This window comes from Alcanivorax sp. S6407, assembly GCF_023016115.1.
GTDB lineage: Bacteria > Pseudomonadota > Gammaproteobacteria > Pseudomonadales > Alcanivoracaceae > Alcanivorax.
The window spans coordinates 1-22,865 of sequence record NZ_JALKBH010000011.1 but is presented as its reverse complement, the minus strand read 5'-3'; the positions used below and the strand labels follow the sequence as shown (position 1 = coordinate 22,865).

Here is a 22,865-nt window from a genome sequence, read left to right as displayed (position 1 = left end):
CAAGCAGTAACTGTCAGAGGGGCTTCGGCCCCTTTTTTTGCCGCTCTGCGGCTGCTTCACGCATCAGGCAACACGCAACATGCGAAAGGCAAGCGGGGAAGGGGAGCATTGTGGGAGCGTGCTTGCACGCGAAGCGGTTTTGGTCGAGCCACGGAAAGGCTTCGTTTGCAAAACCCATGGTTAAGGTTGCATGGCAGGGTGGTGATATTCGCTAGCATAAAACCTGCAACTGGTTCGCTTGTAGCCTTTTGCTGATCAGGGCAATCTTGGTCCCGGAATCAACAATCATAATAAGTTCAGGGAAGGATGTTGTATGACTGAGGGGTTGAATACCAACAAGGGGAAATGGTCTCTGGCGGTGCTGAGGGTGTCGCAAACCTCGGCAAAGGTATGGGTGGGTACCTTGTTCCATACCTTGAGAAAGCCTGAGCAAGCCTGTGTGGAATTGATCAAGCCGGACGGCACCCGTATTCGCAAGGACATCGTGAGCAAGGACTGGCAACGACCTTTCCGCTATGTCTACCAGCGTTTCTTCACCACCGTGGAGTTTGAGGGGCTGGAGCCGGATACCCATTATGAGGTGGAGTTCATCCGCCGTACGGATTCCATTTACCGCGAAGTGGAAGAGTGGCAGGTGTTACGCCATGGCCAGTTCGATACCTTGCCAGCAGCGCTGCCCGCAGCCGGTGAGCGGCCGTTCACCGTGGCGTTGGGTAGCTGTTTCTACGCTCACCGTGATGGTGGTCAGGCGGCGGGTTCCTATCGGGCACTGTATGAACGAGGCCCTGAAAATGTCCGGCCCCACGTTACCTTTCTTACCGGAGATCAGGTCTACCTGGATATCGGTTTCGATTCCCTGTCTTTCGTGCGCAGTGAAATTCGTGAGCGGGTAGCGGATGACTATGCGCAGCACTGGCAATTACTGGGCAGTATCCTCAGCCGGGGAGCCACCTGGATGCTGCCCGATGATCATGAATACTGGAATGATTACCCCTTCTACGATTCCCTGATCCCCACCTTGCTGGCCCTGAAGATTGAAGATGTACGTGAGACCTGGACCAAGGCATCGGAAGATGGTGTGCGACGTATTCAGCAGAGCCCCAGGGTGGAAACGTTCGATATTGATGAGCTGTCGTTCTGTCTTGCGGATTTGCGCTCCTACCGGGATGACGACCGTTTTCTGCCGGAGCGGGACTTCGACAGGCTAACCGGTTGGGCGAAAGGTTTGACTGGCCCGGGGGTGCTGGTAATTCCCCAGCCCTTGATCGTGGCACCGAATCCGCTGGAGCGTAATCTGTTGAGCTATCGTGATCAGTATGCCCGTTTGCTGGAGGCCCTGGGTGAAACCGGCCATGATGTGGTGGTGATGAGCGGCGATGTGCACTTCGGTCGCATTGCCACCACCACACTGGGGCCCAACGGCGGCAAGCTGGTGGAAGTCATTGCCTCTCCCTTGTCCAACCTGACATTCCTGGACGGTATTGCTACCTCAACGCCGGAGCGCAATCCCGAGCCTTTCCCCCATGCGTCAGTGCGCCCGCAAGGCTGGTCATCCTATCCGGTCGATTGCCCTGATGCGGTGAGTGTGCGCCAGGGCTGGTGGCTTTCTGCCTATCCGAAAGATCGCACCACGGAACATTTCATGACGGCAGCATTTCATCGAAATGCAGAGGGGAGGGTGGCACTGAAAATGGATGCCTGGCGAGTACGTGAACGGGACGATGCCAATCTGCCAAAACGGGACTTCAATACCGTTGAGGTCACGCTTTCCTGATCGACGTTACTTGCAGCCAGGTTCGCATTGTCACAGACGCAGGGGGCGTAAAGCTCTCTGCGTAATATCCTCGTGATATCGCTTGTTTGTAAATTTCTCTGGCACTCCAGTATCAATTTTCCTATCTGATACCTACTTCACAGTCGTCGCCTTTTCATAGGCAGACGATGCCCTCCATACGCCAAGCGTAACATTCAGGCTCAAGCCTGTTTGGGTAGCAAGGATGCTACCGGTGTCAGTCAACGACACACCCACAACAAGCCATGACATGGAGGTCAAAATGGCGACCAAGGACCGTTCCAATTCCGGCGAACGCGCCGTCAATCCGTCTGCATCCCTTTCCCCCACCAGAAAACATCTGGAGGCGATCACTCATCGTGTTCACCGCTTTGAAGCCGGTATCAGCAAGCTCGAAGCGGAATCGGCAGCATTGCGCAAGCGCGGTGATGAGAGTGGGGCAGCCAGCCTGGAACGCAAGGTGCGCGTGCTTCGCGATGAGCTGCTGGAGCTGCAAAATGAAGCGGCCAGATCACCGGAAATTGCCAGTGCGCTGGGCCTGGAAAGCCGGCCACTTGCCGAACTGGATGAGCTGCCAGCGGTGGTCAAGGCGGCGAAGTTTGAAACCATGAATATCGAACTGGCCGCGAGTGAGTATGCCAACCTGACGCCGGTTGCCAGTGAATGGCCCCGCGGTGGCCGCATCATCAAGGATGGTGTGGCGGAACCGGTGCAAACCGTTGGCAAGGTGAGAATGCTGGTCAATGGAGAAAACGGTGAAGCCGCCGGCAATGTGCCGTTTCGCCTGGAGGCAAAGGATGCCGAGACCGGTAAGCCGCTGATTCTTCGTCACGGCAACACCAACAAGTTCGGTTATGCGTCGGTGAATCTGGGGAACTTTCCTGTCAATCGTCTCTCCGACATGCAGATTGTGGTGGGGCAGGGTAATGATGATGACGGCGGCATACAGCGCAGTCCGATCATGGAAGCTTCCATTGCCACTCACCGGGATCTCGGCGTGCCGCACCAGGTATTTCTGCGCCCTGACATCCTGGAAAAACTCAAACCCCGTTTTCCGGATCTTGATGGCCCGGACATTCCCGGCACCATCGAAGACCCGGATGACATTGATATCAAGAATTCGCCCCGTTCATTTGGCCTCAATGAGGAACACGTGGACGGTAATTGCTGCCTGAGGCCGCGCACCGAGTTTCCCGCCCGGGAATATCATTTTCGTCAGATTGTGCGGCTCAAGGAACCGGATCTGAATTTCCGTGAGAAGGCCATTCCCCGTCAGGAGGTGCGCGCGCCGATTCCGTTTGGCGATGAGTCTGCCTCGGTGTACGGCCTTACCGGCGGCAATATCCTGCTGGGCACCGTGAATATGTATCGGCAAGGCTGGTATCCGGTAGGGCGGGGACTGGGCGAACTGCTCTATTCTCTGGCGCTGGCTCCTTGCGAGCAGGTCAATCTGGCGTTTATCGACTGGTCGCGGACCCAGCGGGATACACGTGTGGAATCCCGTGTGCAGCGCGAGCAGATGGAGCATGAGCTGAGCCACGACCGGGCCATCGAGGAAGTGGTGGATTCGGTACTGACAGAAAAACAGACCGGCGAATCCCACAGCGGGGGTGGCGGTGCCAGCCTTGATCTGGGTTTCTTCAGCATTGGCGGTGGGGGTGGTGGCACCTCCAGCACCACCACAGGACGTCGCAGTCTGCAGGCGTCCACCCTGCAGGATATTTCCGATGATGTGACCCAGCGTGCCTCATCGGTGCGCTCCCAGCGTTCCACCGTGGTGACCACGTCTTCACAGCGGGAATCCGAGCGCATCCAGACTCGCACGGTGCACAACCATAATCGTAATCACGCGATGACGGTGCAGTACTTTCAGGTGCTGTCCCATTACGCAGTGAAGACGGAGCTGGTCGAGGAAAAGCCGGTGGTGCTGGTGCCCTATGATATTGAGCCGGATATCTTTGATGATATTCCCAGCTTCAACAAATACGTGCTGGCGCCCAGCCGTCCGATCACCCGCTTCCTGGACCGTCATTCCCGTCTTTTGCGCCGCATGGTGCCGCGCAGCTATCGCAAGAGCTTTGAGGCGCTGTCGCGACTGCTGCATTGCCGTGATGTGTACGATATCGAGCAGCCTTACGCCACCTTTTCTCGCTGGCGCATCAATCTGAACAAGGCCTGGCGTCCCGGACTGACACTGACCATCGAAACCGAAGATGGTCAGAGTTACCCGCTTTATCCCCGCGGCGGCAGCGCCAGCAAGGCACCGGTGGACTTTGTCTCTGATCCGGTAAGAACGGATGATATTGAAGCGATCCGCATTGGTTTTGATCCGGTGGAAGCCGCTCGTGTCATGGGCGGGGTTGGTGGTTTCGGTATTTTCGGGGAAAGCATCAAGGATTTGCTGGAGCAGGCCATCAGCCACAAGATCAGCAGCGTGGAAATCATGGCGAGGACCGACCGTTCCCGCTTTGTGCCTGAGCGCCAGAGCTTTCGTCTGGATGTGGCAGTGACGGAAACCACGCTGACCAACGATAACCCCCATGCCAGCTTTGCGATTACACCACCATCGGTCAGCTTCGAAGGTTACCGGGGACGTGAGCATGAGGATTACTGCCGACTCAAGAAACTGATCGCCTATATCCAGTCACGACCCATGCGTTTTCTGCGCGCCATCTGGTTTTTTGAAGATCCGGATCGCCGTGCCATGCGCTTTGACCGTTTCCAGTTTCAGGGCAACTCCCTGCTGGACAGTATCGTCAACAAGCCGGTGGGGGTACTGGGCAACTATGTGGCGTTTGAGCTGCTGGAAGGTCATCGTCTGGTTCAGCTCGATGCGCCCAACTATATGGTCTCCAGCCGCATGGTCAGCTTGCCCACCCGCGGTGTGTTTGCCGAGGTGTTCCTGTCCTGCTGCAATGCCACCGAAAAACGGGATGTGGAACGCTTTATCGATCCAGAGCAATCCTGTCAGAAATCGGCACCGGAGATTACCGGGGTGACTCCGGGCTCCCGGGTGCAGGGTAGTGATACCCGGCCGACGGATTTCGCCACACCGATGATCAATCTGCAGAATGCGCCGGCGGTACCCAACCCCAATGGCATGACCGCCGGGCTCAATGTGATGGGCACCCCGGATATTTTCCGTGATCTCTCCCGTGGCGCCGAATTACTGCAGTTCATCAACAATGCCACCAAGGAAGCCTTCACCAGTACCCGTCAGCATCGTGCCGCCATGGATGCCATTGCCGGGGATGTGGTGCGTGGTCTGGTGTCTGCCTATACCGGCACGCCGATCAGCTCCAGCGGCTCACCCTCCGCGGCCAGCTCCGGTACCACCGGCATCCAGTCTTCACCGTCCGGTTCCGGCACCAGTGGCGGTGGTAGCAGCACGGCGGCGGCTGGCGATAACGGTACCCTGCAGGCGCTCACCGGTGAGATGGTCCGGCAGAGTTCCCCTTCCCAGGTCAGCGATCATGTGCAGACGGTACGCCGCGCGGTAGAGAGTGGTTTGCTCAGTGAAGGGCAGGGCAACGCGATTACCAACTCGCTGCTGGGGGGAACCCAGGGCGGCGTGGCGGACAGTACCGCTCCGGTGATTATCCTTACCGCACCCACATCCCGTGACGGGCTGGCGTTTGGACCGGCCACCGGCGACAAGAGCGGCACACTGACGCTGGACGTGAATGTGAATGGCGCACCGGAAGGCGCCGCAGGACGCTGGACTCGGCCCAACCCGGATGCCATGGCGCTGTCAGATCAGGATGCGGAGACGGTGACGGTGACCCCCTTGATCCCGGGCCGCCAGGAACTGGACTACACCGTGCGTGACACCAGTGGCACCGCCCTGGCCAGCATCAAGGTGCCGTTGTCGGTGCCGCAATTCGTGGCGGTGCGTGAGGAGGCCGCCGCGCTGGATGCGGTGCTGACCCACTTCAGTCTTGATGATGTGAAAGCGGCGGTGCTGCAGGTAGCGAAGCAGACGTGCGACCTGTTGTTGAATACCAGCAATGTGCGCACCATCTGGGAACTGGCCCCATTCAATGAAAGCCTGCCGGCGCAGTTTGCCAGTGGTGGGGCAGCGGCGAATCGGGTCACCGTGGCGACCTTGCGTGGTAATCCTCCCTCCGCCGGGTTGGCAGGGCTTACCTCTCCGGGAACCGGTGGCATTGGCCCGACGGTCCATGATGAACCCATCTCGGTATGGCCCGGCGCCTTCGACGATGCTGTGGCCGGCGGTGCCGCCGGCGATGTGGACGATGCTACCCGGCAGATTGTGCAAACCATCCAGGGACTGGATTTCACCGATATCAGGCTCAAGCAATTGGGTATCGATATTATTGGCCGCCTGATGGGCGAGACCCTGGCCCATGAAATTCTGCACAGCCTGTTGGGCTTCCTGATCCCGGGCGGCCACCACACCCCGGCCATTGCCAGCGATATCATGAACAACGGCTTTGACCGTAGTTTCCAGAACCGCACTGGCTTCGAGATTGTGGATCTGCCCAACTTCCCGGACGAGGGCAGTTATGTGGATAACGGCATCGGGCTGATCAATATCCCCACCGCCACCACGCAAGCCTTGATTGACCAGCATTTCCCTGTGTCGATCTGATCGGTGGCCAGCGATATGCCAGCATGTCGATAACCACTTGACCGAACAGCAATGGCCCCGCATTCGTGCGGGGCCATTGTTTTATGGCTGCTTCGCAGCTGACGGATGCATCGGGCCGCCCGCAATATGCGAAAGGAAAAAACCAGGCGGAACCAATCTGTGTGATCGGGTTAGCGCGCGAAACGGGTTTGGCCGAAGTTGTGAAAGGCGTCATCTGCAAGCAAGTTGTTCGCTTCGCTCACCCTTCGGGCCGCACTCCGTGCGTTACTTCGCTACGCTATGTTCCCACATCAAGATCGAAACTCCTCTCCGGCCATTCCTTGCCAGCCTTTTTTTGTCGTCTTTCCTTGATGCACCCATTGTTCTTTTGGCCTGGTGTTTGTCTCCCTTTGCCATGCTCAACCTGACAGAATAAGAGCAAAGCGCTACCTGGTGTTGACGCTTGGGATGGTGCAATTGCCGTTGACGGAATCAATGAGGAAGGGAATATGCAAGCGTTACTGGTTCGACTTGTGGCACTGGTTTTTCTGCTTTACGGAGCAGGTTTCATTGTCGCGCCGGCGCCACTGATGTTGAAGGTGGTGGGAGAGGTGCCGGTGGCATCCTCAGCCTGGATTGATATGCGCGCCACGTATGGAGGGCTTTCGGTGGGGGTGGGTGTGATCCTGTGGGTGTTGGCGGGCAGTGCAGTTACGCTACGAACCGGTGCCCTGGGTGTCACTGTATTGATGGTCGGTATGGCGCTGGGCCGTGGTGTTGGTATTGCGGTGGACGGCAACCCTAACGGTTATATGCTGCTGTATCTGGCCATGGAAGCGGTGGCGGCGATCCTTGGTGTGTGGGCCTGGGCGAGCCTTCGCGCTGTGGAGCCCTGAGGCGACCAGCGTGCTCAACTTTCTCCTTCCTGAGTGTGCCTGATCGTTTCTCGTGTTCAAAAAAGGCCTCGCAGTCATGTGGGGCCATTACGGTCAGGGTGTTCATCTACCGTTATTTTGTGTGTCCCCGCCCGGATAGCCCCCTGCTAACCTGCCATCTTCCAGACGAAAACAGTAGCGGGGAAGTGGCGAGATGAAATGCATTGTTGTTGGTGGCGGGCTGTCCGGGATGGCTTCAGCGGTGTGGCTGGCAGAGGCCGGGCATGAGGTGCTGCTACTGGAGCGGCGAGCTGCCCTGGGCGGGCGCACCATCGCGATTCCCCAGAAGGCGATCAATGATGTGCCCGACAATGGCCAGCATGTCTTCGCCAGCGGCTACGAAAATCTGTTTCGCTACCTCGACAGTGTGGGCACCCGACAGCATGTGAAATTTCCCGGCCACATGACGGCACGGATGCCCGGCGGCAAGACCCGGCGTGCGGGGTTCTGGGGGCTGGAAGGCTTGCGTGCCATGGTCGGTGATCTGCCCGGTGTCTCCGGGCTGGATAAACTCCGCACCGCCCGGGCACAGACCCGATTGTTCCGCGAAGCACTGAAGCAGCCGGCGGATCTTGATCAGATTACCGCCGAGCAATGGTTTGACCGCTGTGGCTTGCCGCATTCTGCGCGACGGGCCATGTGGGACGGTATTGTCATCGGGCTGACCGGAGACAAGACGGATATTTCCTCGGCCAAGGTGCCTGCCGATCTGCTGGTGACGGGCATCCGCAAGGGCATCAAGATGCGCACCCCGGTGTCGATCGGTTTCCCCACCGTGGATCTGGACACCCTGTTTGTGCATAGCGCCGAGCGTTTCTTCCAGGACCATGGCGTCACGGTACGCACGCGTGCGCCGGTGAAGAGCGTGGACATCGATAATGGCAAGGTGCAGGGGGTCACGCTGCTGGACGATGAGGTGCTGGCAGCGGATGCGGTGATCTGTGCGGTGCCGGTGTGGCAGGTGAAGGATTTGCTGGTGCAGATGCCGGAGTACCACAAGATCGAGAAAGCGGTGGAAGCCCTGACGCCGGTGCCCATTGTCAGCGTTAATCTTTATCTGGATCGCGATATCGGTATGAAGGACTGGGGCGAGATTCTCTACGACGGTGAAGGCATCCTGGAACAGGTCTGGGACCGCCAGCGCATGCATGGGCGAGATCCGAAGGACAACTGGTTCTTCTCAACCACGGTGTCAGCTTCCTACGAATTGATCAAGAAATCCAATGCGGAGATCGTGACTATCCAGATGGACATGCTGCGCCGCTACTATCCGAAGGCACGTGATGCCAACGTGGTTCACAGCCATATCGTGCGCATGCCCAATTCCACCTTTGCCCAGCGCCCCGGCACCGCTGGCGTTCGCCCAGAGCAGAAAACCTCAGTACAGGGGCTGGCGATCGCCGGTGACTGGACCAACACCGAATGGACCACCACCATGGAAGGTGCCTGCCAGAGTGCGGCCCGTGCGGTGGAGGCGCTGCTGACTTCCTGACCATTGTGCCTAACCCGGGCTACAAGGGCGTATGATAGGGACATCGCATTGTCTGGCTGGTTATCCCGGGGGCTTTCAGGGTGGATGAGTATCGCGCGCCGCAAAGTACGCAGTTACTGGATAGTCGTATCGAGCCTGCCAGTGCCGTTAGGATCGGGGCATTGGCCGCCGCACAGGTGGCGGGGTTCTACAGCGCGATCGTGTTTCTGTTGATGATCACCGTGGGGAAAGCCGATCTGTACAGTCTGGTATTCTGGGTCGTTTTCACGCTTGCCAGCACCCTCATTGCTGTCCTGGTTACCCTGAGTTTTGGCTTGCTGGTCAACCGTCTGCTGCGTCTCGCCGGGCAACCAACGCCTTTGTGGTTCTGTACTGCGGTGCTGTTGATGGCGGGGCTTTTCATGTCACTGGGTGAATGGGGCGGCTCCAGCCTGATCGTGGTTGGCTGGGGGACAGGTCTCTACGGGGTTCCGGTTGCCTGGTTAGCCAGCACGCGCCTGTTGAATCATGAACGTCTATACCGAGAGTCAATTTCCCGACAATGACCACCCGCTATTTTCGTCTGGATCGGCTGCTCAGTGAGCAGCTGCAGATCAGCCGCTCGCGGTTGCGGCCGTTGCTTGCTGCCGGCCGTGTGCGTGTGAATGGTGAAATCGAAAAAGATCGCCAGCGTATTGTCGGCCCGTTCGAGCAGGTGCAGGTTGACGAGCGGATTGTGCATGGCAAAACGCCGCTGTACCTGATGCTCAACAAGCCTGCCGGCGTGGTAAGCGCGACCCGGGATGAACAGCACACCACGGTAGTGGATCTGGTGCCGGAAGCGCTCCGCGACGCGCACCTGCACCTGGCTGGACGACTGGATTACAACAGCACGGGACTGGTGATTCTGACCAACGACGGCAGTTGGTCACGGCGTCTCAGTGAGCCGGATACCGGAGTCTGGAAACACTATCGGGTGACGCTGGAGTTGCCGCTGGATGAGCATGATGTAGAGGCTTTTGCGGCAGGCATGCGGTTCGAATTCGAGGGGCTGGTTACGCGCCCGGCGCGTCTGTTGATACGGGCTCAGCAAGAGGCGGACGTGTGGTTGCAGGAAGGGCGTTACCACCAGATTCGGAGGATGTTCGCGCAGCGTGGCAACAAGGTGAAAACCCTGCATCGGCTGGCGGTGGGAAATTTACAACTGGATAAAACGTTAGCGCCCGGCGAATGCCGGGCGCTGACGGAACACGAGGTGCAAACGATCGCGGATTAAACCAGCGGCTGGCCCTTGGCCAGGCGACGGCGGAAGTCGCGTAGCGGCACGGTGAATGCCAGCTGGCGAATCGGGCGGGGCAGTACCCGGATAATGCCGGCGATGATGCGCAGGGTGCGATCGAATTTGCGCTGCTTCTTGTCGCTCCACTCCAGTTTCATCTGCTCACGCACTTCTGCCGGGAGGAAGCCGGCGGCCATAAAGCGATGAAAACGGCCGAACAGGAACTGGGACACCGGGGTCAGGAACTTCAGATCGGCAATGATCATCAGGAACTCGCGCACCCGATCGTCGATGTGCAGTTTTTTCAGGCCCTCCTGCCAGTAAGCTTCAAATGCCTCCAGATCTTCAGGCCACATGTCTTCGCGCACCTGCAGGGTAGTGCCCAGCGGGCGAGCCAGCTGATAGAACTCTTCATGCTCGGCGCGAGTCAGCGGACGGCGAACCTTCTGATAGGTATCGATAAAACCCCAATACAGACAGGCGGCTACCCACAGCTGCAGATCAGTGTCGAAGGCATTGTATTTCACCGGCGACGTTTCGGTGGAATGCACATGGCGGTGTGCACCATTGACGGCACGGCGGTAGGCGAGCTTTTCTTCCGTGGTACCCATCATGGCCACAGAGAGATAAGTGAAGGTGGTACGGGCACGTTTCAGCGGGCGATGAATAATGGAGCCGCTCTTCACCCGGCTTTCTGCAACACCATAGCCAACACCAGGCAGGGCCAGCTGCATGATCACGTTGGCGCCAGCAGACAGAAACACGGTCAGATCCAGGATGCCGGGATACTTCTGGTCCAGCTCCTTGGCGGTAAGGGGCGTGGGCCAGTCATTTTCAAGCCGGGTCTTGCCCTGAATCGGAGAGGCTTGTGCGTTCATATTGTTGTTCCTCGAAGGCCGAACATGTCGGTCATACGCTCGTTTGATTGGCATGCTATCGAGGATGGTTTCATCACACAATGATACAAATACAATCTTATGTATCTGTTCGGAGAGGATCAGCAGAGTCGGGGGCTAGTGCAGTATTTTGCTGCCTTTATCGATGCAAATGGGTTTGTTTTCGATGAGGTTCAGGGGGTAGACGCAGGCTATTTTTTTGTATTTTTGTCGACAAAACCCTATATCAGGCCAGTTTGTTGACCCTGAAAACCCATCATTTCGGCTCAGCAGCCATAAATCCTTTCTTCTGAGCTTCCCTGAGTGTAACCGATCCACACACATTGCCCCGATTTGGGCTGCCAGGAGGGGTTACGAGGGCAGGAGGCCGGTTCGGTTAGTCTCGAAGTATTGCAACAGGATGGCAGAGAAGGGGGGCTGTGTTGCCTTGGCGAGCCTGATGCACGTTGCAGCGGCAGAGCGGCCACAAAAAAGCGCCCCGGAGGGCGCGTTTTCAGTGATACCAAGGTCGGTGCGAATTACATGTTCGGGTAATTCGGGCCACCGGTACCTTCCGGCGCCACCCAGTTGATGTTCTGGGTGGGATCCTTGATGTCACAGGTCTTGCAGTGCACGCAGTTCTGGGCGTTGATCTGGAAACGCTTGTCACCAGTGTTCTCGTCCTCGACCACTTCGTACACGCCAGCCGGGCAGTAACGCTGGGCCGGCTCGTCCCACTTGGGCAGGTTGACCTGCAGCGGTACGTTCGGATCTTTCAGCGTCAGGTGACAGGGCTGATCTTCTTCGTGGTTGGTGTTGGACAGGAATACGCTGTCCAGCTTGGCGAAGGTCAGCTTGCCGTCCGGCTTCGGGTAATCGATTTTCTTGCACTGGTCCGCTGGCTTCAGGGTGTCGTGATCCGCCACGGTGTCGTGCATGGTGATCGGCAGCTTGCCGTTGAACAGGTTGATGTCCACGAAGGCAAACGCAGAACCGATGAAGTTGCCGAACTTGTGCTGGGCAGGGCCGAAGTTGCGCTGTGCGTGCAGTTCTTCGTAGACCCAGCTCTTGTCGAAGGCTTCTTTATATTCGGTCAGCTCGTCGCTGCCACGGCCGCCTTTCAGGGCTTCCGCCAGAATTTCGGCAGCAATCATGCCGGACTTCATGGCAGTGTGGGTGCCCTTGATCTTGGCGAAGTTCAGGGTGCCGGCGTTACAGCCTACCAGCAGACCACCCGGGAAGGTCATCTTCGGCAGGGACTGCAGACCGCCCTTGGCGATGGCGCGGGCGCCGTAGGACACACGCTTGCCGCCTTCCAGGTGCTTGCTGATTTCCGGATTGGTCTTCCAGCGCTGCATCTCGTCGAACGGAGACACGTGCGGGTTGGAGTAGGCCAGATCGGTGATCAGACCCAGGGCAACCTGGTTGTTCTCGATGTGGTACAGGAAAGCACCACCCGGGGAGCCGGACTCGCTCAGGGGCCAGCCAGCGGTGTGCACCACCAGGCCTTCCTGATGCTTGGCCGGGTCGATGTCCCACAGTTCCTTGATGCCGATACCGTAGTGCTGCGGATCGGTGCCTTCACGCAGGCTGTACTTTTCCATCAGCTCTTTGCCGAGCTGACCACGACAGCCTTCGGAGAAGATGGTGTACTTGGCGTGCAGCTCCATGCCCGGCATGTAGCTGTCTTTCTTCTCGCCATCGTGGCCGATACCGAAATCACCGGTAGCGATACCTTTCACGGATCCATCTTCATTGTAGAGGATCTCGTTGGCGGCGAAGCCCGGGAAGATCTCGATGCCCAGGCCTTCGGCCTGCTCACCCAGCCAGCGGCACAGGTTGCCGAGGGAAATGATGTAGTTCCCTTCGTTGTGCATGGTTTTCGGAACGAACAGGTTCGGCACCTTCTGTGCCTTTTCCGGACCCGTCAGGTAGTAGATTTCGTCACCGGTAACCTTGGTGTTCACCGGAGCACCCATCTCTTCCCAGTTGGGGAACAGTTCGTTCAGGGCGCGCGGCTCAAGCACCGCACCGGAGAGAATATGGGCGCCGATTTCGGAGCCTTTCTCTACCACAACAACACTTATTTCCTGCCCGGTTTCCTGGGCGATCTGACCCAGACGGCAGGCAGTTGCCAGACCGGAAGGACCGGCGCCGACGATGACGACGTCGACTTCCATAGATTCGCGTTCCACAGCCTTCTCCTCGCTATCGGATTGCGTTTCGGCCCGGAAGCCACTGAGAAAGAAGTTCTGGAGAGGGGAAAACATCCCTTGTCACAGAAAATCTTTCTCAGCAGCCGCCCGTGGCCAGACTTGGGGTGGCGCGGAGTATATAGAGATAGAGGTATTCGCACCACTGCTCGGGTTTCTCTGATTGACCCTGATGACCGTTGATCCTGTCAGGACAGGCAGCTTCTATATATAGGAAGCGGGTGTCACGGGGCCGTGATCAGAGATATTTTCAAACAACTGTTTGGATTATCTCTTGCTAGATGCTTGATTTTCAAGAAAATGGCCGACCGGGAAGTCACAATAATACTGACCTATTTGCAGCAAAATCATCTGCTTACAGATTTTCGGCCTATTGACCTCATGTGGCCGAGCGTTCAAGATAGCGGCTCTTTCGCGGGGGTGGACCCGGCAACGGCGTCATGTCGCCTCCTTCTACAAGTCACCCAATGGAACATTCCGAGGATCCTATGAAGGTTCTTGTACCCATCAAGCGAGTCATTGACTACAACGTCAAGGTTCGCGTGAAGGCGGACAACTCTGGTGTTGATCTCGCAAACGTCAAAATGGCCATGAACCCCTTCTGTGAAATCGCTGTAGAAGAAGCGGTGCGCCTTAAAGAGAAGGGTGTGGTTACCGAAATCGTTGCCGTTTCCATCGGTCCCAAGACCGCTCAGGAACAGCTGCGTACTGCCATGGCTCTGGGCGCCGACCGCTCCATCCTGGTAGAAACTGACGAAGACGTTCAGCCGCTGGGCATTGCCAAGGCGCTGAAAGCTATCGTTGATGAAGAAAAGCCTGAGCTGGTTATCCTGGGCAAGCAGGCCATCGACGGTGACAACAACCAGACTGGCCAGATGCTGGCTGCTCTGACTGGCATGCCGCAGGGTACCTTCGCTTCTGAAGTGAATGTTGCTGATGGCAAAGTGAAAGTAACCCGTGAAATCGACGGTGGTCTGCAGACTGTTGAGCTGAGCCTGCCGGCCGTGGTTACCACTGACCTGCGTCTGAACGAGCCGCGTTACGCGTCTCTGCCGAACATCATGAAAGCCAAGAAGAAGCCGCTGGACACCAAGACCGCTGCTGATCTGGGCGTTGACCTGACTCCGCGTGTGACCACCGTTAGCGTTGAAGCACCGGCTGAGCGTCAGGCTGGCATCATCGTTGGCTCCGTAGACGAGCTGGTCGAGAAACTGAAGAACGAAGCGAAGGTGATCTGATGAGTGTACTAGTTTACGCCGAACACGATAACGCCGCGCTCAACAAGGTCACCCTGAGCGTAGTTGCTGCTGCCAAGGCTATCGGTGGCGACATCACCGTTCTGGTTGCCGGTAAAGGCTGTGGCGCCGTTGCTGAAGAAGCTGCCAAGATTGATGGCGTTTCCAAGGTACTGTGCGCTGACAACGATGCCTACGAGCACCAACTGGCCGAAAACGTTGGTGATCTGGTTGCCGAAGTGGCTGCCGACTACACCCACGTTCTGGCTGCTGCCACCACCACCGGCAAGAACTTTGCTCCGCGCACTGCTGCTCTGCTGGACGTGGCTCAGGTTTCCGAGATCTCTGAAGTGATCGACGCTGATACTTTCAAGCGTCCGATCTACGCTGGTAACGCTATTGCTACCGTGAAGAGCTCTGATGCCAAGAAAGTGATCACCGTGCGTGGTACTTCTTTCGATGGCGTTGCTGCTGAAGGTGGCTCTGCTGCCGTTGAAGCCCTGGACGTTGCTAAGAACGCTGGCACCTCTTCCTTCGTTGGTGAAGAGCTGGCCAAGTCTGACCGTCCTGAGCTGACTTCTGCCGAGATCGTGATCTCCGGTGGTCGTGGCATGGGTAACGGCGACAACTTCGAAATCCTGTACAAGCTGGCTGACAAGCTGGGCGCTGGCGTGGGTGCATCCCGTGCTGCCGTAGATGCAGGCTTCGTACCGAACGACATGCAGGTAGGTCAGACTGGCAAGATCGTCGCCCCGAACCTGTACGTTGCTGTAGGCATCTCCGGTGCCATCCAGCATCTGGCCGGTATGAAAGACTCCAAGGTCATCGTTGCCATCAACAAGGACGAAGAAGCCCCGATCTTCCAGGTGGCTGACTACGGCCTGGTGGCTGACCTGTTCGAAGCAGTACCGGAGCTGGACGGCAAGCTGTAATACAGCGCGCTGTCCGCACCACAAAAACCCGGCCTTGCGCCGGGTTTTTTGTTTTTAGCTACAAGCTACAAGCTACAAGCTACAAGCTACAAGCTACAAGCTACAAGCTACGCTTGGATTGATAGAAAACCCGGGAAAAGTTCCCGGGTTTTCAGCTTTTCTACGAAGCCGCTGTAGGAGCGCCGTTCAGGGCGCGAACCGAGCGACAGCGAGGAACTGAGATGCAGCAGGCACAGATCCTTGTTAGAACCTGTGGGAACGTAGCGCAGCGGAGTAACGCACGGAGTGCGGCCCCGAAGGGGTGAGCGCAGCGAATAACTTGCCTGCAAGCGATCCGAGCCCAGGCGAGGTAAGGATTCCAGAGCCGACGTTCGAACTTCAGGAACTTGAGGTGCGAATCTGCGGTTACGGTGGTCCCCCCTAGGTGACTCGACATTTGCTGATATGTCATCTCACTTTGGCACGTGCGTGTCCTCGCCGCGACGTACCCTGACGAGCATAAAGGCCCAAAGGGGGAGCTGGCTCCCCCTCTGGACTCCCCGCCACCCCGACTCCGTTCGGCCTGCTCCGCAGGCACACTCCGGTACTTACACAGATTGAGAAGGGGATCTGGCGGACGCAAAAAAGACTCGCTCCGCTCAGACAGGTTTTTTGCTCTTCGCCGCCAGATCCTTCCGTTCCTCGACTCACTCTAACGGGGAAGATGCCGTGCTGATGGTATTGGTGCGTTATCATGGCTAAGCGAGTGAAAGCAGGAGGATTTGCATGTCTTCAATTAGTCGTTTCTACGAAGCCGCTGTGGGAGCTTGCCTGCAAGCGATCCGAGCCCAAGCGAGGTAAGGATTCCAGAAGCGCGTTTCGAGTATCAGGTTTTGCCTTTCGAAACTCGTTCCTCGCAACTCGAAACTGATTCTCCTCACCAAGGCCCGGATCGCCTGCAGGCACGTTATTCGCTACGCTACGTTCCCACAGCAGCTTCGTAGAAACGGAGGATGCATGTTTTCAGGAAAAACCGCCCTTATCACCGGCGCCTCCAGTGGCCTCGGTGAGGAAATGGCCCGTCAGCTGGCAGCGCAGGGATGTCATCTGATTTTGGTGGCGCGGCGAACTGAGCGACTTAATGCGCTGGCCGCACAATTGTCTGCGGTGACGGTGGACGTGATCACCGTGGATCTTGCCGATCCACAAGCTCCCACCAGGATTTTCGACCAGGTTGCCTCTCTGGAGCGGCGGGTGGATATCCTGATCAATAACGCCGGTTTCGGCTTTCAGAAACCGACGCTGGAGATGTCTCTGGACGAACAGCTCGGCATGGTGGATGTGAATGATCGTGCCTTGCTGGCGCTGACCCGCCTTTTCGCCGCGCCCATGGCTGCGCGAGGCGAGGGCTGGATCCTCAACGTGAGCTCGGTGTCGGCCTGGTTTCCGATTCCGGGTATGGCAGCGTATGCGGCCAGCAAGGCCTTTGTACAGACGCTGGGCAGGGCGCTGCATGAAGAACTGAAACCTGCCGGCATCACCGTGACTACCCTGAGTCCCGGAGGCACACGTACAGAGTTTTCCAGCAAGGCCCGTGGCCAGATGGATCCGTCACTGGAGAAGGCGATGATGCCGGTGGCGCCAGTGGCAAGGGCAGGCCTGCAAGCACTGGCCAGGGGAAGGGCGGTGGTGGTCCCTGGCGCTCTCTATCGCGCCATGACCATGTTGACCCGCTTCCTGCCAGAAAGTTGGGTAGTGCGCCTCGCCGGCGCGGTGATGGGAAGGCATGAGTAAATCGAGTTGAAAGTTTAAAGTTCAAAGTTAAAACGCGGATCAGGTTGCAGGTTTTGCAAGGCCGTGCCCGCGGGCGAGGGTAAGAGCGCTGGCACGACCTTCCAAAACCGGGGCGCTTGCCCGCGCTTTTCAACTTTGAACTTTAAACTTTCAACTGCTCCCGCCCCCGCGGTTCAACCCGCTATCCCAGACGCCCCTTTACCTCCTCAGCAATGGCCAACGCCGCCGTCAGCCCCGGGGATTCGATACCCAGCAGATTGATCATCCCGCTGAGCCCGTGACTGCCCACATCCTGAATCAGAAAATCGGTTAACGGCTTGTTCTGAAGGTAGAGCTTGGGCCGGATACCGGCGTAGCTCGGCTGCAGCCGGTCCGGGTTCAGGTCTGGCCAGTATTGCTGGACGGCATCTACAAACGTCGACTTTCGTTCCGCATTGATTAGGTAATCCGGGGGCAGGGTGGGAGTGATCCATTCCACATCCGGGCCGAAGCGTGCCTGATTAGCCATATCCACGGTGAGGTGCACCCCCAGACCGTGGGCTTCGGGCATGGGGTAAACCAGTCTTCGAGTGGGGCTGCGGCCCGACAATGCAAAATAATTACCGCGCGCCTGCCGTTGTTCAGGAACCTGATCGGTGGGGAAGCCTGCGGCACTTTCCAGCAGTGACGTGTTGTACAAGCCGGCGGCAAGGATCAGCTGCCGGCAACGTAAGGTGAAATGCTGTTTGTTGCTATCCGCCACCAGCAGCCTGTAGTCGTTGGGTTCACATTCAATACGTGTGACCTGGTGGCATAGCGTAATCAGGGCGCCATTGAGGTGTGCATCCTGCTGCAGCTGTGAAAGCAGTGAGTGGCTGTCGAAGATTCCGGAGCCAGGACTGAGCAGCACCTCGCTGGCGTTCAGCCAGGGCTCCTGCTGTTGCCATTGAGTGCGGGACAGACGCTTGAGGGCGGGGGCTCCCACGGCTTCGGCATTATCGTGCAGTTGCTGGAGCTGGGCTTCCTGTCCTTTCTGCGCCACCAGTAACTTGCCGCATTGGCGGTAAGGCACTCCTGTCGCCTCGCAGTAACGATAGAGTGCTTTACTGCCGGCAAGGCATAGCCGCGACTTGAGCGAACCGGGAGGGTAGTAGAGGCCGGCATGAATCACTTCGCTGTTGCGCGATGACAGGTGCTGACCGACACGGTTTTCCTGCTCCAGCACCACCACGGAACGGTCTGCTGACAGGGTTCTGGCCAGCGCGAGGCCTATGGCTCCGGCGCCAATGATGGCGGTATCAACGGTTTCCATATGGATGCCCGAAATCGGGCGCATTCTGCACCATGGGTGTGGTCATGCCCTGTTTTGGAGCCGTGAGGTCTGCAGCCCCGGTTAAATGGGGTCTTTGCTATGCCCATTCTGGCACAGGACTTGCTGAAGTGCTTTCAGGGGCACGCCTGTAGTGTGCTTCAGGACCAAGGAAGACGCCATGCGTTCATTAAAGTTGCCGGCGGTGTCCGGTTTCGACGAGATGATAGCGCCGGGCGGTGAGGTGCGGCCTCACTACACGAGTTATCACGATTGGTTGCTGCGACAGGATCGCGGCCTGCTACAACGCAAACGCAAGGAAGCGGAACTCCAGTTTCACCGGGTAGGCATTACCTTCAATGTCTACGGCGAGGACAGCGGCACCGAGCGGCTGATTCCTTTCGACACCCTGCCGCGGGTGATTCCTGCCAGCGAGTGGGATCTGCTGGAGCGCGGCGCCATCCAGCGGGTCAATGCGCTCAATCTTTTTCTTCACGACATCTACCACGACCAGAACATCATCAAAGCCGGTCGTATTCCTGCCGAACAGATCTTTGGCAACAGCCAGTACCAGCCATGCATGCAGGATGTGGATCTGCACAATCAAGTCTATTCCCATATCAGCGGCGTGGACCTGATCCGCGATGGGGAAGGGGACTGGTATGTGCTGGAGGACAATCTGCGCACTCCGTCCGGGGTGAGCTACATGATCGAGAACCGGCGCATGATGATGCGTCTGTTCCCGGAGCTGTTCGCCGAACAGACCGTGGCACCGGTGGAGCATTACCCCAGCCTGCTGCTGGAAACCCTGCAGCAGAGTGCCAGTTACAGCCACCCCACGGTGGTGTTGCTGACGCCGGGGCAGTTCAACAGTGCCTACTTCGAGCATGCCTTCCTGGCCCAGCAGATGGGTATCGAGCTTGTGGAGGGCGCGGATCTGTTCGTCAAGGATGGCTATGTCTATATGCGTACCACCGCCGGCCCGCAGCGGGTGGATGTGATCTACCGCCGCATCGATGATGATTTCCTCGACCCGCTGGCTTTCCGTTCCGACTCCATGCTGGGGGTGCCCGGTCTGTTGTCAGTGTACCGACAAGGGAATGTGGTACTGGCCAATGCGGTGGGTACCGGGGTGGGGGATGACAAGTCCATCTATCCCTACGTGCCTGACATGATCCGGTTCTACCTGGATGAGGAGCCGATCCTCAACAACGTGCCTACCTGGCAGTGCCGTAAACCGGATGACCTGAAAGAGGTGCTGGCGAAATTGCCGGAGCTGGTGGTCAAGGAAGTTCACGGTGCCGGTGGCTATGGCATGCTGGTGGGGCCGGCGGCCAGCCAGGCTGAAATCGAAATGTTCCGGGATCGACTCAAGGCGGACCCGGAAAACTATATCGCCCAGCCGACCCTGTCCCTGTCCACCTGTCCGATTTTCGTGGAGGAGGGCATCGCGCCTCGCCATATCGATCTGCGTCCCTTTGTGCTTAGCGGCAACGAAACCCGGGTGGTCCCCGGTGGGCTGACACGGGTAGCCATGAAGTCCGGTTCGCTGGTGGTCAATTCTTCCCAGGGTGGCGGCACCAAGGATACCTGGGTACTGGAAGGCGGGGAGGAAGGCGCATGCTGAGTCGTACCGCTTCAGACCTTTACTGGTTGTCCCGCTATTTCGAGCGGGCGGAAAATACAGCGCGGATGCTGGATGTGGTGTGGAACCTGTCATTGATCCGCTTTGCCGTGGACACCCAGGCAGAAATGGCGGCGCCTCTTGCCATTACCGGCACGGCGGACCATTACGGATCCCGCTACGGCAAAATCACCATCCAGAATCTGCTGTTCTTCTTCACCCTGGATGCGGACAGCCCGGCCAGCATCTATTCCTGCCTGCGACAGGCCCGTGCCAGCGCCCATGCGGTGCGCGGCAAGATCACCTCGGAAATGTGGGAAAGCGTCAACAGCACCTGGCTGGAGCTCAAGGAAATCCGCCAGACCGGGTTGCAGGCCTATGGTGAAACCGCGTTCTTCGAGTGGGTGAAGAATCGTTCCCACCTGTTCCGCGGGGCCACCTACGGCACCCTGATGCGCAGCGATACCTTCCGCTTCCTGCGTCTGGGGACCTTCATCGAGCGGGCAGATAACACTGCCCGGATTCTCGATGTGAAGCACCGCGATGGCCAGAACCAACCCAACACCACCCTGGATTACTACCGCTGGCATGCCTTGCTGCGCTCGGTGGGGGCCTATGAGGCGTTCCGGGAAATGTTCAGCGAAACCATCAATGGTGAACGGGTGGCGGAGTTGTTGATCCTGCGCCCGGAGGTGCCTCGTTCGTTGTTGTCATGCCTGCAGATGCTGTGCGAGCTGCTGCCTGCCATCGAAGGTAATGCTGGGCTGGAGGCCAAGCGCCTGGCGGCAGTCCAGCTGGCCCGTCTCCAGTATGGCGATATGGAGCACATCATCGATATTGGTCTGCACGACTATCTGACGGATTTTCTTCGCCGCATCAATGAGCTGGCGGACACCATTCAAAGTGAATATCTGGAGCTGGTATGAAACTGTCAATCCAACACAGCACGGAATACCGTTATTCAGAGCGGGTAAAGCACAGCACCCAGTATCTGCGCCTGACGCCGCGGCCCTCTGCCCGGCAGCGGGTACTGAGCTGGGAGCTGGATTTGCCGGAGCATGCAGATGAAGGGTCGGATGGCTACAACAACATCCTCCATGTGCTCACGCTGGACAAGCCGCATCAGCAGATCGCCCTGACGGTAAAAGGGGTGGTGGAGATCACCGATGAGGACAGTGAAGACAGTGATCATCGCCTGTCTCCGCTGGTGTTCACCCGTCCGACTTTTCTTACCGAAAGCAACGAGTCGCTGGAAGAGCTGGCCCATCGGCATGACGACCTTGCAGGCCTGGCCCGATTTGAACGATTGAGTGAATCCATCCTGCAGGGGATGCCGTTTACTCCCGGGGTAACCAGTGTGGCCAGTAATGCCCGTGAAGCCTGGAAGCTGGGCAAGGGGGTCTGTCAGGACCATACCCATGTGTTCCTTGCCTGTTGTCGTGCCCTGGGTATGCCGGCCCGCTATGTGAGTGGCTATCTCTACAGCAAGGATTCCGAGCATGTGGCCAGTCACGCCTGGGCTGAAGTCTGGCAGGATGATGGCTGGCACACTTTTGATGTGACCAACCAGACCAGCCAGCCACGCCACCACCTCAAGCTGGCAGTGGGCATGGATTATATGGATGCCTGTCCGGTCCGTGGTGTACGCTTCGGCGGTGGGGTCGAGTCGCTGGAAGCGGTGGCACTGGTCAACCGGACCGTGTCGGAAAGCATGCAGTGACAGGCCGGGATCGTTATCGGAGCAGACAAGCATGACCTATTGCGTGGCGATGTCCCTGGAGAAGGGGCTGGTATTTGCTGCGGATTCTCGCACCAATGCGGGGGTGGACCAGATTGCCACCTTCAGGAAACTGCATAAATTCATGATGGATGGTGAGCGTGCCATCGTCATTCTCAGTGCAGGTAACCTGGCCACCACGCAAAGTGTCATCAGTCTGTTGAACATGCGCCTGAACAGCGATCAGCCCAACCTGTTTGGTGCCCGGTCCATGTATGAGGTGGCCACCATCGTCGGCAGCACCTGCCGGGAAGTCATCCGCAGGGATTCCGGGCAGAGCCAGGGCAACGTGGATTTTGGCAGCAGCTTTATCGTCGGCGGCCAGATTCATGGTGAGCGGCACCGGCTGTTCCAGATCTACCCGGAGGGCAACTTCATTGAAAGCACTCCGGATACCCCTTACTTCCAGATTGGCGAGATCAAGTACGGCAAGCCGATTCTCGATCGGGTAGTGGATTACCAGCTGCCCCTCAAGGATGCGGCCAAGTGCGCCTTGATCAGTCTGGACTCCACTATCCGCTCCAATCTCTCGGTGGGCCTGCCCCTGGACGTGCTGATCTATGATACGGACAGCTACAGCCTGGCGAATCATCACGATGTCACCGACCAGGATGCGCATTTCCATGCACTGGGTGAGGCCTGGTCACAGGGATTGCGTGAAGCCTTTGCCCAATTACCGGATGTGGAATGGTGATCTGCCGGGGCGCCTTGACGCCTTTTGTGGCGTCATCCATCGCTTCTTCCCTCTGGGTTGATTAAAAAACAACCTTTCCTCATGGCTTCTTCGCCGCTCTCTGCGGTACCTTCAATGTCGGTTGAAGGAAGAGGGGAGGCTTTGGGCAGAAAATAGCCGTTCGTGGCTGAAAATTAATCGTTTCAGGCCCCGTGAGCCGGCTTTTTGGAAGAATTTCCGATTTCTTCATTCTGGTCGGAAAAAAGTGTTGACGCCCCCGGAAAAATCCCTAGAATGCGCACTCCTCGACGGGGCAACAACGCAAAGCGCGGCACCGGACGAGACGCTCTTTAACAATCAGGCAAGCAAACGTGTGGGACCTGTTCGGGACGGGATCTTTAAAAGAT

The 22,865-nt window shown here is 57.9% G+C and carries 16 protein-coding genes; 13 read left to right on the top strand and 3 right to left on the bottom strand.

Translation table 11 applies throughout. The features are described 5' to 3' along the window. The first annotated feature begins 313 nt into the window (after positions 1-313). The 6 genes from MWU49_RS16845 to MWU49_RS16820 all read left to right on the top strand — a co-directional run bounded on the left by MWU49_RS16845 (position 314) and on the right by MWU49_RS16820 (position 10,065). Positions 314-1,774, top strand: coding sequence for a hypothetical protein (locus MWU49_RS16845; protein ID WP_246974617.1), 1,461 nt, complete (start codon positions 314-316; stop codon positions 1,772-1,774). A 280-nt stretch (positions 1,775-2,054) separates the two neighbouring features. Then, complete coding sequence (locus MWU49_RS16840; RefSeq protein ID WP_246974616.1) at positions 2,055-6,404, top strand: hypothetical protein; 4,350 nt, start codon at positions 2,055-2,057, stop codon at positions 6,402-6,404. Between the two features lie 488 nt (positions 6,405-6,892). Beyond that, positions 6,893-7,279: a DUF4345 family protein gene (locus MWU49_RS16835; protein ID WP_246974614.1), complete on the top strand. Its 387-nt coding sequence runs from the start codon at positions 6,893-6,895 to the stop codon at positions 7,277-7,279. 193 nt (positions 7,280-7,472) lie between these two features. Continuing rightward, positions 7,473-8,810, top strand: coding sequence for an FAD-dependent oxidoreductase (locus MWU49_RS16830; RefSeq protein ID WP_246974610.1), 1,338 nt, complete (start codon positions 7,473-7,475; stop codon positions 8,808-8,810). 80 nt (positions 8,811-8,890) lie between these two features. After that, positions 8,891-9,355, top strand: coding sequence for a hypothetical protein (locus MWU49_RS16825; protein ID WP_246974607.1), 465 nt, complete (start codon positions 8,891-8,893; stop codon positions 9,353-9,355). Then, positions 9,352-10,065 carry a pseudouridine synthase gene (locus MWU49_RS16820; RefSeq protein WP_246974603.1) on the top strand — a complete coding sequence of 238 codons (714 nt, stop codon included), beginning with the start codon at positions 9,352-9,354 and terminating at the stop codon, positions 10,063-10,065. The genes MWU49_RS16825 and MWU49_RS16820 overlap by 4 nt, the downstream gene beginning before the upstream one ends. Here the strand turns inward: MWU49_RS16820 and MWU49_RS16815 are convergent. Both MWU49_RS16815 and MWU49_RS16810 read right to left on the bottom strand, forming a co-directional pair. Continuing rightward, a complete protein-coding gene (locus MWU49_RS16815) occupies positions 10,062-10,946 on the bottom strand; it encodes an oxygenase MpaB family protein (RefSeq protein WP_246974600.1) in 885 nt (294 codons plus the stop codon). The genes MWU49_RS16820 and MWU49_RS16815 overlap by 4 nt on opposite strands. Before the next feature lie 536 nt (positions 10,947-11,482). Beyond that, positions 11,483-13,138 carry an electron transfer flavoprotein-ubiquinone oxidoreductase gene (locus tag MWU49_RS16810; RefSeq protein WP_246974597.1) on the bottom strand — a complete coding sequence of 552 codons (1,656 nt, stop codon included), beginning with the start codon at positions 13,136-13,138 and terminating at the stop codon, positions 11,483-11,485. Positions 13,139-13,644: 506 nt separating this feature from the next. Here MWU49_RS16810 and MWU49_RS16805 point away from each other — a divergent pair. From MWU49_RS16805 to MWU49_RS16795, 3 genes are all read left to right on the top strand, one after another. Further along, on the top strand, positions 13,645-14,394 hold the full coding sequence (locus MWU49_RS16805; protein WP_246974594.1) for an electron transfer flavoprotein subunit beta/FixA family protein: 750 nt from the start codon (positions 13,645-13,647) through the stop codon (positions 14,392-14,394). Further along, entirely contained in the window at positions 14,394-15,323 is a 930-nt protein-coding gene (locus MWU49_RS16800) for an FAD-binding protein (RefSeq protein WP_246974591.1), read from the top strand. Before MWU49_RS16805 ends, MWU49_RS16800 begins: the two co-directional genes overlap by 1 nt. A gap of 996 nt (positions 15,324-16,319) precedes the next feature. Continuing rightward, positions 16,320-17,096, top strand: a complete 777-nt coding sequence (locus MWU49_RS16795; protein WP_246974588.1) for an SDR family oxidoreductase — start codon at positions 16,320-16,322, stop codon at positions 17,094-17,096. A 181-nt stretch (positions 17,097-17,277) separates the two neighbouring features. Here MWU49_RS16795 and MWU49_RS16790 read toward each other — a convergent pair whose 3' ends face one another. Then, positions 17,278-18,411, bottom strand: a complete 1,134-nt coding sequence (locus MWU49_RS16790) for an NAD(P)/FAD-dependent oxidoreductase (protein ID WP_246974585.1) — start codon at positions 18,409-18,411, stop codon at positions 17,278-17,280. A 154-nt stretch (positions 18,412-18,565) separates the two neighbouring features. Here MWU49_RS16790 and MWU49_RS16785 point away from each other — a divergent pair, with 154 nt between their 5' ends. The 4 genes from MWU49_RS16785 to MWU49_RS16770 are packed head-to-tail and all read left to right on the top strand — an operon-like array spanning position 18,566 to position 22,479. After that, positions 18,566-20,011, top strand: a complete 1,446-nt coding sequence (locus tag MWU49_RS16785) for a circularly permuted type 2 ATP-grasp protein (RefSeq protein ID WP_246974582.1) — start codon at positions 18,566-18,568, stop codon at positions 20,009-20,011. Then, positions 20,005-20,934, top strand: coding sequence for an alpha-E domain-containing protein (locus MWU49_RS16780; protein ID WP_246974579.1), 930 nt, complete (start codon positions 20,005-20,007; stop codon positions 20,932-20,934). Before MWU49_RS16785 ends, MWU49_RS16780 begins: the two co-directional genes overlap by 7 nt. Continuing rightward, positions 20,931-21,728: a transglutaminase family protein gene (locus MWU49_RS16775; RefSeq protein ID WP_246974576.1), complete on the top strand. Its 798-nt coding sequence runs from the start codon at positions 20,931-20,933 to the stop codon at positions 21,726-21,728. Before MWU49_RS16780 ends, MWU49_RS16775 begins: the two co-directional genes overlap by 4 nt. A gap of 31 nt (positions 21,729-21,759) precedes the next feature. Further along, on the top strand, positions 21,760-22,479 hold the full coding sequence (locus tag MWU49_RS16770; protein WP_246974573.1) for a proteasome-type protease: 720 nt from the start codon (positions 21,760-21,762) through the stop codon (positions 22,477-22,479). Positions 22,480-22,865: the final 386 nt, after the last annotated feature.

Coding starts and splice junctions, on each gene's coding strand:
- MWU49_RS16845 (WP_246974617.1), top strand. CDS start 314: ATGACTGAGGGGTTGAATACCAACAAGGGGAAATGGTCTCTGGCGGTG.
- MWU49_RS16840 (WP_246974616.1), top strand. CDS start 2,055: ATGGCGACCAAGGACCGTTCCAATTCCGGCGAACGCGCCGTCAATCCG.
- MWU49_RS16835 (WP_246974614.1), top strand. CDS start 6,893: ATGCAAGCGTTACTGGTTCGACTTGTGGCACTGGTTTTTCTGCTTTAC.
- MWU49_RS16830 (WP_246974610.1), top strand. CDS start 7,473: ATGAAATGCATTGTTGTTGGTGGCGGGCTGTCCGGGATGGCTTCAGCG.
- MWU49_RS16820 (WP_246974603.1), top strand. CDS start 9,352: ATGACCACCCGCTATTTTCGTCTGGATCGGCTGCTCAGTGAGCAGCTG.
- MWU49_RS16815 (WP_246974600.1), bottom strand. CDS start 10,946: ATGAACGCACAAGCCTCTCCGATTCAGGGCAAGACCCGGCTTGAAAAT.
- MWU49_RS16805 (WP_246974594.1), top strand. CDS start 13,645: ATGAAGGTTCTTGTACCCATCAAGCGAGTCATTGACTACAACGTCAAG.
- MWU49_RS16800 (WP_246974591.1), top strand. CDS start 14,394: ATGAGTGTACTAGTTTACGCCGAACACGATAACGCCGCGCTCAACAAG.
- MWU49_RS16795 (WP_246974588.1), top strand. CDS start 16,320: ATGTTTTCAGGAAAAACCGCCCTTATCACCGGCGCCTCCAGTGGCCTC.
- MWU49_RS16790 (WP_246974585.1), bottom strand. CDS start 18,411: ATGCGCCCGATTTCGGGCATCCATATGGAAACCGTTGATACCGCCATC.
- MWU49_RS16785 (WP_246974582.1), top strand. CDS start 18,566: ATGCGTTCATTAAAGTTGCCGGCGGTGTCCGGTTTCGACGAGATGATA.
- MWU49_RS16780 (WP_246974579.1), top strand. CDS start 20,005: ATGCTGAGTCGTACCGCTTCAGACCTTTACTGGTTGTCCCGCTATTTC.
- MWU49_RS16775 (WP_246974576.1), top strand. CDS start 20,931: ATGAAACTGTCAATCCAACACAGCACGGAATACCGTTATTCAGAGCGG.
- MWU49_RS16770 (WP_246974573.1), top strand. CDS start 21,760: ATGACCTATTGCGTGGCGATGTCCCTGGAGAAGGGGCTGGTATTTGCT.